This window comes from Roseovarius sp. TE539 (genome assembly GCF_003298505.1).
GTDB lineage: Bacteria > Pseudomonadota > Alphaproteobacteria > Rhodobacterales > Rhodobacteraceae > Roseovarius.
Map to the genome: position 1 here is coordinate 17283 of NZ_QNGB01000010.1, position 13852 is coordinate 31134.

The following is a 13852-nucleotide window of genomic DNA, read 5'->3' on the forward strand; positions in this document are numbered from 1 at the left end:
CTCAATACTCCTGGTTGAGCGCATCGACCGCGGGAATTTCACGTTCGCGGCGCGCGATGAAATCACGCAGTTCCTCATCGACGCCGGGGTCGAGTTTCGGTTCCTCATACGCTTCCAGGAGGGCGCGGGCATAGGTGCGGGCGCGCTCCGGCGTTTCAATGGCCCCTTCCGCCTGCCATTGCTCGATCGCGTTGTTGTCGAAAAGATCCGGCATGAAGAAAGCCCTCTGAAAATTGGCCAGCGTATGCGGGTGGCCGAGGTAGTGGCCCCCCGGCCCTATATCGGCGATCGCGGCGACCGCCTCGTCGAAATCGTCCCAGCGGATTCCCTCGGCCATACGGTAGGCCATCGCGCATTGCTCGGCATCGACCACGAACTTGGCCATCGAACAGTGCATCCCCGCCTCGTTCCAGCCGGCCGCATGCCACATGTAGTTGGTACCGGCCATCTGTAGGGCCATCAGCGTACTGGCGCTTTCATAACCCGCCTGTGCGTCCAGTGTCTTGGCGCCGCCAAGACTTGTCGAAGAGCGCCACGGAACACCGTAGAAGCGCGCCATCTGGCCGATCATCAGGTTCATCAGGCTGATCTCGGGCGTTCCTGCCATTGGCGCGCCCGATTTCATGCTGACCGTGGAAAGGTAATGTCCGTAGATCGCCGGTGCACCCTTGCGAATGACCTGGGTATAGGCCAGTGCGCTCAGGGCCTCGGCATTGAGCTGTGCGACGGTGGGCGCCACGCTCGCGGGGGTGTTGGCGCCGCCCAGAACGAAGGGGCTGCACAGGACGGGCTGGTTGCGGCGGCAAAAGGCCCGCATCGCCCCAAGCATGGTTTCATCCCAAACGAGCGGCGAGTTCCCGTTGCAATTTCCGGTGGTGACCGGGTGATCCTCCAGATAGTCCTCGCCAAAGAGGATGGCGCACATCTGCATCACGTCTTCGGCATTGCGTGGGCTTGTTGTCATGCCCATGAAGGTCTTGTCGGAATGCTTCATCGACGAATAGGTGATGCGCAGGTGGCGCTGGCTGATCGGGTGGTCGTAGGGTTCCACGATGTGATGCGCCGAGGAATGCATTGCCGGAAGCATGTGCGCCAGCTTGTGAAAGCTGGCCAGATCCTCCAGCATCGGATTGCGGCGCACGTCATCAAGATCGCGCAGGTAAGGCGCCCCCGTCATCGGTACGAACATTGCGTGATCGCGGCCGAATGGCAGATTGTTTTCGGGATTGCGCGCATGATAAGTAAAGGTTTCGGGGATCGTTCCGATCAGTTCGCGCACATGGTCACGGTCAAGAAAGACCGTTTCTCCCTCGACCCTGGCACCGGCCGCGCGCCAATCGGCGAGTGCTGTTTCATCCCGGAAAACGACGCCAACGGTTTCCAGGATGTTCATGCTGGCCGCGTCAATCCGCGCGACCTGCTCGGCATCCATGGGCTCTGTCAGTGGCAGGCTGCGCCTGAGCGCAGGCAACATGGTCATGTCAAGGGTCTGTCGGACGGCTTTGCGGGCACCGCGCCCCCGGCGGGCTGCACGCTTCTCCACAACTTCGCTCATTCCACGTTATCCCCGTCCGCCGGATCCGTCAGGTCGATCCAGATCGTTTTCAGTTCGGTGAACTGGTCATGCGCGTGGATGCCGTTGTCGCGCCCGCCGAAACCCGATTGTTTCATGCCACCGAACGGGGTCGAGATATCGCCCTCCCCGTAGCAGTTCACGGTGACTGTGCCGGCGCGGATGCCACGGGCGGCGCGTAGGGCGGTTCGGGTGTTGGCCGAAAACACACTCGCCGTCAGGCCGTAGTCTGTGCTGTTGGCCACCTCGATTGCCTCTTCGGCACTGTTGACCCCGATCACCGAAAGTATCGGGCCAAAGATCTCTTCTCGTGCTCTGGGATCGTCCCTTGAAACCTCGTATATCGTCGGTTCCACGAAATTGCCCGCCACCTTGCCCCCCGCAACAGCGGTGCCGCCGAGGTAGCCTTCAACCTTTTTGCAGTGATTGCCGTCGATCAGGGCACCAAGGTGATTGGCCGGGTCAAGCGGATCACCGGTTTTCCAGTCGCGCAGCCGCGCCACGAGTCTTTCCATCAGGGGGGCCTTGACCGCCTCGTGTACGATCAGGCGGCTGTTGGCTGAACAATTCTCGCCCATGTTCCAGAAGGCGGCGTTGACCACGTGTTCGGCCACGTGATCGAGGTTCTCGGCATCTTCCAGAACCACCGCCGGATTCTTGCCGCCGCATTCGAGCGTGACCTTCTTCAGGTTGCTGTCAGCGGAATAGCGCAGAAAACGCCGGCCGGTTTCCGTGGACCCGGTGAAGCTGACCATGTCCACATCAGAATGCAGGCCAAGGGGCTCGCCCACGCCTGGCCCGTCGCCCGGCAGTACCTGCAGGACGCCGCGTGGCACACCGGCCATGTGTGCCACCTCGGCAAGGCGCAGTGCCGTCATGGATGTCTGTTCAGCGGGTTTCACGATCACGGAGTTGCCGGCGGCCAGCGCCGGGCCGATCTTCCATGCCATCATCATGAGCGGGAAATTCCAGGGCAGAACGGCGGCGACAACGCCGACCGGCTCACGCAGGATCATCGAAACCGCGTCATCCCCGGAAGGACCGACCTGGTCGTAGATCTTGTCGATCAACTCGGCATGCCACTTGATGGTGTTGATCGTCTCCGGGATGTCCACCAGTTCGCAATCCCGGATCGGTTTGCCGGAGTCGAGGCTTTCCATCACCGCGAATTCCCGCTTCCGCCGCGTTATCAGCTTGCAGAGCCGGATCAGAACATCTTTGCGCTCGGACGGGTGCGCGCGGGACCATTCCCCCCTCTCATGCGCTTCGTTCGCCTTGGTCACGGCAAGATCCACGTCAGCCGCATTGGCAGTGCTGACCGTTGTCAGGATGTCTCCGGTGGCGGGGTTGACGGTCTCCGTGGCGGTGCCACCGCCCTTGCGGAACTTTCCGTCGACAAACGGCGCGGCAGGCAGATCCAGGTCGGCGGCGATCGCGGTGTACTCGTCTCGTGTCAGCAGATCGCTCATTTGCCCGTCTCCTCGATTGCGGCAATGGCCGTGTTCATGGTCCGGATGACTTGCTCCAGCGCGCGTTTGTCATCCTTGTTCAGCGGGTGCAGGGGCTTGCGCGGCGGGCCGGCGGGAATACCCCTCATCGTCACGCCGTGCTTTATGCATTGAATGAACTTGCCTCCCTGCTCCAGCACCCGCATCAGCGGCATCATCGCCGACATGATGGCGCGGCCCTTGCTGAAATCCCCTTCCTCCACGCAGGCGCGGTACAGCGCGATATGGGCCTCGGGGGCAAAGTTGGAGCCGGCGCAGACCCAGCCGCGCGCGCCCCAGGCGAAAAACTCCAGTGCCTGATCGTCCATTCCACAAAGCAGACCCAGATGCGGATAATCCCGCGCGATGAGATGAAGGCGGTTTATGTCACCGCTGCTTTCCTTGATGCCGCAGAAGTTCGGGCTGCGTCCCAGCCGGTCAAGCGTGTCCTCGTCCATGTTGACGCCCATGCGCCCCGGGTAATTGTAGAGCATGACCGGCATGTTCACCGCACGGTCAATGGCAAGCGCGTGCAGTGCGATCTCGCGGCCCGTGGGCATCGAGTAGGGGGGTGTCGCGACAAGGATCGCATCGGCACCGATATCCCTGGCCGCCTTGGCATATTCCACGCTGTCTTCGGTCCTCAGGGCGCCGGTGCCCACCACCAGAGGCACCCGCCCGTCAATCAGTTTCTTGATCCGCTTGGCAAGATGAATGCGTTCCTCGAAGGACTGCGCATAGTATTCGCCGGTTGTCCCGGCCGAGATGATGCCGTGAACCCCCTTCCCGACAAGGAATTCGACGGTGTCTTCCAGAGCGGACTCCGCGATCTCGAAATCCTTGGTGCAGGGTGTGATGATCGGGGTCCATATCCCTTCAAAGCGCATGTGAATGATCCTTCATTGAAACCACGTCGACGGGCAGTGGATCCGGGGAAACGAAACGTTCCAGCCGGTCGCGCGAAAGATCCCAATGTTCGAGGGTCAGTTCGACGGCGAGGCCGGCCTCCTGCCGTTCAATGGCCACGATCATCGCGTCATGCTGGTCACAGGCCTTGGCGACACGAACCTTTTCATCGGCGGAGGCGGGGCGATAGAATGTCTGGCTAAGCCGGGTGTGGTCGATCAGCATTCGGTTCAGGCTCGGCAAAAGATAGGGGTTGTGTGCCATCTCTCCGATCCGCGCGTGAAACCGGTGATTCAGGAGCGCGGCTTCACCGGCCCGTCCGGCCTGCGTGGCGTTGCGGAAAGCCGCCTGCGTTTCCTTCAACGGTTCAATCTGGTCGCTGCGCCTGTTCTCGGCTGCGAGCCGGGCGATGTTGGCATAGACCACCGGTGCAGTGCGGAAAAACATCCGCATCATAGTGAGGTCCATCGAGGCCACCTTGGCAGTTCGATTCTGTTCGAGATGCAAATAACCTTCGCCGTTCAAGCGCTGGAAGATCTCGCGCATCGGAGTGCGCGACACTCCGTAATGAGTACAGAGCGTTGCCTCCTCCAGGTCGCTTCCGGGTGCGATATTCTGTGTAAGGATGCGCATCCGGAGATCTTCCAGGCATTGGGTTTTCTTGTCTGCCGGCATTGGGAATCCTTTAAGAATACACAGTGTATACAATAAGTCGTACTACTTGTCGACAGGTTTCACAGACGAAAAAAACCGCCGGTCCTGGCCGGCGGCTTTATGAATCCTGCAGGTTCAGGGCGCTCAGGCGGCTTGTTTCCTTTCCACCGGAACAGACCCTTCCCGCGAGATGAAAGCCTCATGAAGTGCTGCGATCGCGGCATCGCGTGACTCGCGCGGGATGACGAACTGCACATCGACGGAGCGGGTTGTCTGATGGGCTGCCAGGATCTCGATATCCGCGGTCGCAAGTGCCCGAAGCCCGCAGGAAAGCGGAGAGAGCCCGGACAGATCCCGACCGATCACCGCGGCGATGGCCATGGGCGAAATGCGTGTTTCGGCATTCGGGTATCTTTCGGTCAGATCACGCTCGACCCTGCGCAGCTTGCGCAGCGGGGCGTCCACATAGTGGGTGATCGTGTTGGCATTGGAGCTTTTCGAGACGATCCTGACCTGATGCCTTGTCAGCATCTCGAGGATCGAGGCGTCGTAGCCCTTCACCCCGACCATATCCTGCTCGAACAGCTCGAGCGCGTGCACGTCCAGCCCCGTGACGATTTCCGCCGCCGGCCGCGCTGCCGGCTGATCGTCGATAAGCGTGCCAGGATCATGCGGTTCGAACGCATTGGTGACCCGCAAGGGGACGTCGGCTTGCCTGAGGGTCTTGGCAGCCTTGGGATGAATCGCTTCCATGCCCATGTTCGACAGTTGGTCGGCAACATCGTAATTCGTGTGGCCCAGCTTGCGAACGTCACCCTTCACCAGCTTGGGATCCGCGGAGGACAGATGGAATTCCTTGTGAATTATCGCCTCCCGGGCGCCGGTCAACGCGGCAATGCGGCTGAAGGTCACTTCGGAATAGCCGCGATCGAATTCCCGCATCAAACCTTCGGCACATTGCGCATACCCTGTGACGATCGGCATTTCGGTATCGAAATCCACATCATCCATTCCATCCGTGATCCGGGCGTCGAGGTCCAGCTCACGCTCGTCACGCCAGCCCGAAAGATCGACGAACCGCGCATTGATACCTTCGCGCCGCAGAGCAAGGGTTGCAACGAAGGCCGAATGCGCCTCGCCGAGTCCGGACAGAAGCTCGCGCGTCAGCATCATGTGCTGCGAAAGGCGGAAGTGGCCATAGGAACACAGGCGTTGCAGGTCAATCAGGCAATTGCGGGCCCCTTCGATCCGGTCACGCACGAAATCGTCCGCGTCGCTTTGATCGGCGGGATGCGACAGGATCGACCCATGCGCAGCGCGCATTCCTTCCGAAACGCGTGACAGCGCATCCAGCCAACCATGATCATCCTCTTCGTTGGCAAACCGTGCGAATAGGCCGGGATTCCCCGATTTCTTCTGCTCCAGAAGCAGATCGGTGATGCCGCCGAACGCGGAAACGACGAAAACCCGACCGTATCTGATGTCTTCGTCCCCGTCGGCGAACAAGGTTTCGACCAGTTCGTCGAGGCGGGACATGGATGTGCCGCCGATTTTCTCGATGGTGTGGGAATTGCTCTTCAAGGGGTTTCACCGCGCGGGTCGCCCGCCCGGTGCCTCTGTTTCACTTGTCTTCATCCGGCGCGGCATAGGAGCCATCCTCGCGATGGACCTCGCGGCCGGTGACGGGAGGGTTGAACACGCACGCCATCACCAGTTCTTCTTTCGCGGTCAAAGTATGCCGGTCATGTGCGTTCAGGGCATACATCGTGCCGGGCTTGATCGGATGCTTTTCACCTGTTCCGTGATCCGTTATCTGGCCGGTTCCCTGTATGCAGTACACGCTTTCCAGGTGGTTCTTGTATTCAAACGTGTGTTCGCTGCCGCCCTCGAGGAATGTGATATGGAAGGAAAACCCCATCCCGTCATCGGCCAGCAGCATGCGGACGGATGTCCAGTGCGCGTCGGAGATTGCGCCGCCTTCCTGGACGACGTTGTCGAATTCTCGAACGATCATGATCTCACTCCGCAGCGTATTTTGCCGAAACCGTCACGTCGCGCGCCGCATCCAGAAGGATGTTGAGGCCCTTCCTGAACGTTGCTTCGGGCGTCGTGAGAGGTGCGAGCACCTTGATGACCTGGTCTTCCGAGCCCGAGGTCTCGATGATGAGCCCTTTCTCGAAGGCGCGGGCGCAAATGGCTTCGGCCAGGTCGCCAGACCCGACGTCGACACCCTGCATCATGCCGCGCCCCTTGAGGAACGCCCCGGGCACCAGCGCGGCCAGATCGCCGAGCGCGTCCCCGAGGATGTCGGCCTTGGTGTTGATATCCTTCTGGAGCCGGTCGTCCGCCCAGAATTTCTCGATCGCGACACGGGCGGTGACAAAGGCATGGGTGTTGCCCCGGAAGGTACCGTTGTGTTCGGCTGGGCCGAAAATATCGTGCTCGGGCCGGATGAGCGTCAGCGCCATCGGCAGGCCGAAACCGGACACCGATTTCGCCATCGTCACGATATCGGGCATGATACCCATCTCCTCGAATGAGAAGAACGTCCCGGTGCGTCCACAGCCGGCCTGGATGTCGTCAACGATCAGGAGGGCGCCGTGTTCTTTCGCCAGTTCGGCAACGCGTGTTATCCATTCCGGACTTGCCGCATTGAGCCCGCCTTCGCCCTGCACGGTCTCCAGCAGGATCGCTGCCGGGGTGTCAATCCCGCTCGAGCCATCCTTGAGCACGGCTTCGAGAAATTTCGTGCTGTCGCACTGCGATCCCATGTACCCGTCATAGGGCATCCTGGTAACGCCGTTCAGAGTGGTTCCCGCGCCGCCCCGGTGGTAGCCGTTTGCCGTCGCCGACAGCGCGCCGAGCGTGACCCCATGAAATCCGTTGGTAAACGCGACGATGTTGTCACGACCGGTAACCTTGCGGGCGATCTTCATCGCGGCCTCGACGGCATTGGCGCCGGTCGGGCCAGTGAACATCACCCTGTGATCCATGCCGCGCGGTTGGAGAATGTGTTTCTCGAACGCCGACAGGAAATCTGCCTTGGTCCCGGTATGAAGATCCAGCCCGTGGGCGATCCCGTCTCCGGCGATGTGATCGACGAGAGCTTCCTTCATGTCCGGGTCATTGTGCCCGTAATTCAGTGAGGAACAGCCAGCGAGAAAGTCGATATAGCTGCGCCCCGTCCCGTCTGTCATTTCCGATCCAGCGGCCTTGGTGAACACCTTCGAGAATCCGCGGCAGTAGCTGCGCGCTTCGGACTCGCGACGGTTGAATATTGCAATTTCGGCTGACGTGTCAGTCGACATGATAAATCCTTGTCTGTTTTTTGGTGAAGCAAACGGCGTGGCGCCAGCGATCAGGCGGCGCGCTCAAGCGCCCTTGCGAATTCGATGGTGACCATGTGTTCGGTGGCATGCTGGCCATCGAAATGATCCTCGCGCATGAAGTACGGCTGATTGCGGAGCCGGGCATTCCTCGACTTGCCGAACCGGCTGAACAGGGCCCATGACGCATCATTGTCGATGGTGATCGTCGTCTGAAGGCGCCTGACCTCTGCGCAGTTTTCGCGTTCGATGATGTGGTCAAGCATCCGGATGCCCAGGCCCCGCCCGCGCGCCTTTTCGGAAACGGCCACCTGCCAGACGAACAACGTCTCGGGATCGTCCGGCATCAGGTAGGCCGAGACCCAGCCCACGATCTCGCCATCCAGTTCGGCCAGTACGCATGTATCGCGGAAGTGGTCGCACTGGATCAGGTTGCAGTACATCGAATTCTCGTCCAGCGGCTGGCAGGACGAGATGAGAGCCCAGATACCAGCGCCATCCTCGCGCCGTGGTTTGCCGAATGTGAGCTTGGAATTGGTTTTTGATCCTTCGATGCTGTGCACGGTTCCTGACCTCTTGGTTGCTTAGATGGCCTAAGTATAAGGGCCCTCAAAAATAATTCAACAGGCTAAGTAATATTCTTCCCCGAGGAGATCAGAGCATGGAAAAAAGCAAAAATTTTGTTAATTTACGCTATATTCCAGACCGGAAAGGTCATTGAATTATGCATAAATCTTTGACGTGTTGCCAATTTGCACATAGCGGGTAGATTTGTGCGATCCGCAATGGAGTCACCGATGGACCGCACCGATGTCAGTTTGATCGCTCTGCGCCGAATTCTGCGCGCCACCGAGAAATATTCGCGCGACCTGGCCCGCGCGGCGGGGCTGTCGGCGGTTCAGCTTCGGGTGCTTCAGATCGTATCCGAGAAGGGCCACGCGACGCCGACCGAGCTTTCAAGCCGGATGCGTGTGACGCAGGCAACGATATCCGCCCTGATCAAGAAACTCGAGGCGAAAGGGTTGCTCACGCGACGGCGGTCCGAAACGGACAGGCGCCAGACCCGCCTCGAGATCACGGCGCAAGGGCAGGAAAAGATACTCAATGCCCCGGATGCCTTGCAACAGCGTTACGTAAAGCAGTTCGAGGCGTTGGAGGATTGGGAGCAGGCGATGATCGTTGCCGCCCTTGAACGTGTTTCGGCGATGCTCGATGCGGCCGAAATGGATGCATCGCCGGTCCTTGCTGTCGGCGACATAGACCGTTCCGGATAGGATTTTCAGTGATTGACCCGTGCTTGACACCCGCTGAATGCGGGGACAACGCTGCGCCATGATTGATCTCAGACCCGTCGGATACGTCGTCGGCCTGATGGTCACGGTGCTCGGTTTCGCCATGTTGTTGCCGATGCTCGTGGACATCGCCGAAGGACGTGGCCACTGGGAAGTCTTTGCCGAAACCGCGATTCTCACGATGCTTGTCGGGGGAGCGGGGGCGTTGTCGTGCCGCAATGGCGTTCAGGCCGGCCTGAACCTTCAGCAAACGTTCCTTCTGACGACCGGGGTATGGGTTGTCCTGCCGGTTTTCGGTTCGTTGCCGTTTGTCTTCGGCGATACCGAGTCCCGTTTCGTGGATGCCTTCTTCGAGGCGATGTCCGGGCTGACCACGACCGGCTCCACGGTGCTTTCCGGGCTCGACGACATGCCCAAGGGGTTGCTGTTGTGGCGCGGTATCCTGCAATGGATCGGCGGTGTCGGCATCATTGTCGTCGCCATGGTCTTCCTGCCCGAACTGCGGGTTGGCGGGATGCAGATATTCCGATCGCAGGGTTATGAGACGACGGGCAAGATCCTGCCCCGCGCGACCGAGATCGCATCGCGCATTTCGGTCATCTATCTGGGTCTGACCCTGATGTGCGCCTTGGCCTACGTGCTCACCGGCATGAGCATTTTCGACGCGACGGTGCATTCAATGACAACCATTGCGACAGGCGGTTTTGCAAACTACGACGCGTCATTCGGGGCTTTCGGCATGGCGACGGAGTACGTTGCCGCGATTTTCATGTTGCTGGCCGCTTTGCCTTATATCCGGTTCGTGCAGATGACCGCGGGAACGGCCCGGCCCTTGTTGCAGGATGCGCAGGTCAGGGGTTTTTTCATGACCGCCCTTTGCCTCGTGCTTGTCCTCTCGCTCTGGCAGATGTCCGGCTTGTCCGCCCCGTCGGAGCAATTGTTCAGAAAGGTTGTCTTCAACACGGTCTCGATCCTGACGGGTACCGGCTACGCGAGCGAGGATTACATGCTGTGGGGTCCGTTTCCCGTGGCGATCCTCTTCTTTGCCGGTCTGATCGGGGGATGCGCCGGATCGACCTCCTGTTCGATCAAGATTTTCCGTTATCAGATCCTTTTTGCGTCCATTGCATCGCAGTTGCGGCGTATCAGGGCGCCTCATGGCGTTTTCACTCCGCGTTACGGAGGACGGGCGATCGAAGATGACGTTCTGAACTCGGTCATGTCCTTCTTCGTTTTCTTCATCGTCACGCTCGGTCTCTTTGCGGTCGCGCTCGGTCTGACCGGCCTGGGATTCACGACCTCTGTATCAGGCGCCGCCGCGGCACTGGCGAATATCGGTCCTGGTCTGGGAGACACGATCGGGCCGTCGGGGAATTTCTCGTCCCTGAACGATACGGCGAAATGGCTGCTGTCCGCCGCCATGTTGATCGGAAGGCTGGAACTTCTGGCGGTTTACGCGATCTTCACGCTGTCCTTCTGGCGGTCCTGAAACGCCGGGAGTGTCCGGAACTGTAAACCGGCCTGATCCGGCGCTTCAGCCGATCACGCCGCGCGGCCCGTCGCCGACCTGGCCGCGATGCAGGAGAAGGTGATCGAGGATCACGCAGGCGACCATCGCCTCGCCCACTGGCACGGCGCGAATGCCGACACATGGATCATGGCGACCCTTGGTGACAACCTCGGTTTCCGTTCCGTCGGACCGGATCGACCGGCGCGGTGTCATGATCGAAGAGGTCGGCTTGACCGCGAAGCGCACCACGATGTCCTGGCCTGTCGAAATACCGCCGAGTATGCCGCCGGCGTGGTTGGAGGAAAACTCGGGCCCGCCATCACCCAGGAAGATCTCGTCCGCGTTGCGCGTACCGGTCAGCATAGCCGCTGCCATGCCCTCACCGATCTCGACGCCCTTGACGGCGTTGATCGACATGCAGGCCGCGGCCAGGTCCGTATCAAGTTTCGCGTAGACCGGCGCGCCGAGTCCGGCCGGCGCGCCGCTTGCGACCACCTCGATCATGGCGCCGACGGAATTCTTCTCCTTGCGGAGCTTCTGCAGGTAGGCCTCCCATTCCGGTGCGGCATCGGCATCGGGCACCCAGAAATCGTTGCTGTCGATTGCGTCCCAGTCAAATCGGTCGCGGTCGATCGTCATTTCGCCCATGCGGGTCATGTAGCCCTTGATCCGGATGCCCGGCACAAGCGCGTCCAGCGCCGCGCGGGCCACGCCGCCCGCCGCCACGCGCGCTGCCGTTTCCCGCGCCGAGGAGCGCCCGCCGCCCCGATAATCCCGGTGGCCGTATTTCAGATGGTAGGTGATATCGGCATGTCCCGGGCGGAAAGTCTGTGCAATGTCGCCATAATCGCGCGATCGCTGATCTGTATTTTCAATCATCAGCTGAATCGGCGTGCCGGTGGTCCGGCCCTCGAAGACACCGGACAGGATTCGGACGGTATCCGATTCCTGTCGCTGGGTGGTATTGCGGTTCTGCCCGGGGCGACGTTTGTCGAGCCAGTGCTGGATTTTACCCTCGTCAAGTGGAATGCCCGGCGGTGAGCCGTCAACCGTGGCGCCAAGCGCCGGACCGTGGCTTTCGCCCCACGTCGTGACGCGGAAAAGATGTCCGAATGTGTTGAGGCTCATGTAAAGGCTCCTTTGCGGGGTGATCTAGCCGTGCACCGCCCGCGCCTCAAGCCCATTCGCTTCGTCGGCGCACCCCCGGGCCCGGTGAGGGATACCGGGGATCGGCCTGCGCCAATTCCTGAGTGATGCAGAAAAAGGGTGGCGCGATGCCGCACGATTGATAACAATATCGCCGGGTTCGTGGAAAAGGTTCTGCGAAGAACCGGAAAGACCAACAGGGAGAAATTCAAATGAACGATCAAGACCGGATTGAACGAAACGTACGCCCGATCGTACGCAAGATGGCCGAGGACACGAAGGCAGGCAAGATGGATCGCCGCGAGTTCCTGTCACTTGCCAGTACGTTCGGTGCCAGTTCGGCGGCGGCCTATGGTCTGCTGGGCATGGCGGCACCAACACCGGCCCATGCCGAGGAGGGCCAGAAGGGCGGTGTCCTGCGCATCGCGAGCCGTGTGCTCGAGATCACTGACCCGCGCAAGTACGACTGGTCCGAGAAGGGCAACGTGGCACGCCAGTTCTGCGAGCCGCTGGTGCGCTGGGACATGGATTATACCTTCAAGCCGATGCTTCTGGAGGGCTGGGAAGTCAGCGATGACGCCAAGACCTACACGCTCAAGGTTCGCCAAGGCGTGACGTGGAACAACGGCGACACCTTCGATGCCGACGACGTGATCCATAACCTCAACCGCTGGTGCGACAAGGCGACCGAAGGCAACTCGATGGCCTCGCGCATGTCCACCCTGATCGACCCGGATACCGGCAAGGCCGGCGAAGGCGTGATCGAGCGTGTGGACGATTACACGGTTCAGCTGAACCTGCCCAAACCGGACATCACGCTTGTTGCCGGCATGGCTGATTACCCGGCACTGATCGTGCACCGCAGCCACGGCCCGGATACCGACCTTGCCGATGCTCCGATCGGCACCGGGCCCTTCGAACTGGTCGCATTAGAGATCGGTAACCAGGCCGAGGTCAAGCGGCGCGAGAATGGCTCCTGGTGGGGTGGAGATGTCTATCTCGACGGTGTGAAGTTCATTGATTTCGGCACCGACGGCGCGGCGATCGTGGCGGCGTTCGACGGTGGCGAGATCCACGTCAACGACGAAACCACCGCCGATTTCATCGACACGATGGACAGCCTGGGGCTGGTCAAGAAGTCCAAGGCGACGGCGAATACCATCGTAGCGCGGATGCGGTCGGACTCGCCGCCATTTGACAGCAAGGAACTGCGTAACGCGATCCAGCTGGCCGTGGACAATGCCGTGACGCTGCAACTTGGCATCAACGGCGAGGGCATCCCCGCAGAGAACCACCACGTGGCGCCGTTCCACCCCGAATATGCCGAGATACCCAAGATCTCGCCGGATCCGGCCAAGGCGATAGAAATGGCCAAGGCGGCAGGGCACGGCGAGACCGAAATCGAACTGATTTCCATCGACGGTGATTGGCGCAAGGTCACGTCGGACGCCATCGGTGCGCAGTTGCGGGAAGCGGGGTTCAACCTCAAGCGCACCGTGATCCCCGGATCGTCCTTCTGGAACGACTGGACACAATATCCGTTCAGCACGACCAACTGGGGCCCGCGTCCGCTGGGTGTGCAGGTTCTGGTCCTCGCCTACAAGAGCGGCGAGGCGTGGAATGAATCAGCCCATAACAACCCCGAGTTCGACGCGCTTCTGGAAGAGGCTATCGGGGTCTTCGACGCCGACGAACGCAGGGAATACTCGGCCAAGCTGCAGAAGATGCTTCAGGACGACGGCGCCATCGTGCAGCCGTTCTGGCGCAACCAGGCGCTTCACCACGTGCCGGAGGTCCACAATTACGAGCGTCACCAGTTCCGGGAAATGCACCTGGAAAAGGTGTGGCTGGAAACCTGATTTCCGGAATTTCCGACAAATCGACCGGCGGCGCCAATCGCGCCGCCGGTTTTTTTGCGCAGGCCGCAATTTCGATTCTCGTAAGCGCGCCGGCCATCA

The 13852-nt window shown here is 60.6% G+C and carries 12 protein-coding genes; 3 read left to right on the top strand and 9 right to left on the bottom strand.

What is annotated here, in order from left to right; translation table 11 throughout:
* Nucleotide 1: 1 nt before the first annotated feature.
* The 8 genes from DQW77_RS08090 to ectA all read right to left on the bottom strand — a co-directional run bounded on the left by DQW77_RS08090 (nucleotide 2) and on the right by ectA (nucleotide 8509).
* On the bottom strand, nucleotides 2-1555 hold the full coding sequence (locus DQW77_RS08090; RefSeq protein WP_113257710.1) for a trimethylamine methyltransferase family protein: 1554 nt from the start codon (nucleotides 1553-1555) through the stop codon (nucleotides 2-4).
* Nucleotides 1552-3042: an aldehyde dehydrogenase gene (locus DQW77_RS08095; RefSeq protein ID WP_113257711.1), complete on the bottom strand. Its 1491-nt coding sequence runs from the start codon at nucleotides 3040-3042 to the stop codon at nucleotides 1552-1554. The genes DQW77_RS08090 and DQW77_RS08095 overlap by 4 nt, the downstream gene beginning before the upstream one ends.
* Nucleotides 3039-3947 (bottom strand): dihydrodipicolinate synthase family protein, encoded by a 909-nt coding sequence (locus DQW77_RS08100; protein WP_113257712.1) that lies wholly within the window; start codon nucleotides 3945-3947, stop codon nucleotides 3039-3041. Before DQW77_RS08100 ends, DQW77_RS08095 begins: the two co-directional genes overlap by 4 nt.
* Entirely contained in the window at nucleotides 3937-4641 is a 705-nt protein-coding gene (locus DQW77_RS08105; RefSeq protein WP_113257713.1) for a GntR family transcriptional regulator, read from the bottom strand. The genes DQW77_RS08100 and DQW77_RS08105 overlap by 11 nt, the downstream gene beginning before the upstream one ends.
* A 123-nt stretch (nucleotides 4642-4764) precedes the next feature.
* Complete coding sequence (locus tag DQW77_RS08110; protein ID WP_113257714.1) at nucleotides 4765-6201, bottom strand: aspartate kinase; 1437 nt, start codon at nucleotides 6199-6201, stop codon at nucleotides 4765-4767.
* A gap of 40 nt (nucleotides 6202-6241) precedes the next feature.
* Nucleotides 6242-6634, bottom strand: coding sequence for an ectoine synthase (locus DQW77_RS08115; RefSeq protein ID WP_113257715.1), 393 nt, complete (start codon nucleotides 6632-6634; stop codon nucleotides 6242-6244).
* Between the two features lie 4 nt (nucleotides 6635-6638).
* Nucleotides 6639-7928, bottom strand: a complete 1290-nt coding sequence (gene ectB / locus DQW77_RS08120) for a diaminobutyrate--2-oxoglutarate transaminase (protein ID WP_113257716.1) — start codon at nucleotides 7926-7928, stop codon at nucleotides 6639-6641.
* A 50-nt stretch (nucleotides 7929-7978) separates the two neighbouring features.
* Nucleotides 7979-8509 (bottom strand): diaminobutyrate acetyltransferase, encoded by a 531-nt coding sequence (ectA, locus tag DQW77_RS08125; protein ID WP_113257717.1) that lies wholly within the window; start codon nucleotides 8507-8509, stop codon nucleotides 7979-7981.
* A 234-nt stretch (nucleotides 8510-8743) separates the two neighbouring features.
* Here ectA and DQW77_RS08130 point away from each other — a divergent pair, with 234 nt between their 5' ends.
* Nucleotides 8744-9220, top strand: a complete 477-nt coding sequence (locus tag DQW77_RS08130) for a MarR family winged helix-turn-helix transcriptional regulator (RefSeq protein ID WP_113257803.1) — start codon at nucleotides 8744-8746, stop codon at nucleotides 9218-9220.
* A 58-nt stretch (nucleotides 9221-9278) separates the two neighbouring features.
* Nucleotides 9279-10727, top strand: coding sequence for a TrkH family potassium uptake protein (locus DQW77_RS08135; RefSeq protein WP_113257718.1), 1449 nt, complete (start codon nucleotides 9279-9281; stop codon nucleotides 10725-10727).
* Between the two features lie 45 nt (nucleotides 10728-10772).
* Here the strand turns inward: DQW77_RS08135 and aroC are convergent, their stop codons facing one another.
* Nucleotides 10773-11876: a chorismate synthase gene (aroC, locus tag DQW77_RS08140; RefSeq protein WP_113257719.1), complete on the bottom strand. Its 1104-nt coding sequence runs from the start codon at nucleotides 11874-11876 to the stop codon at nucleotides 10773-10775.
* A gap of 230 nt (nucleotides 11877-12106) precedes the next feature.
* Here aroC and DQW77_RS08145 point away from each other — a divergent pair, with 230 nt between their 5' ends.
* Nucleotides 12107-13753, top strand: coding sequence for an ABC transporter substrate-binding protein (locus tag DQW77_RS08145; RefSeq protein WP_113257720.1), 1647 nt, complete (start codon nucleotides 12107-12109; stop codon nucleotides 13751-13753).
* Nucleotides 13754-13852: the final 99 nt, after the last annotated feature.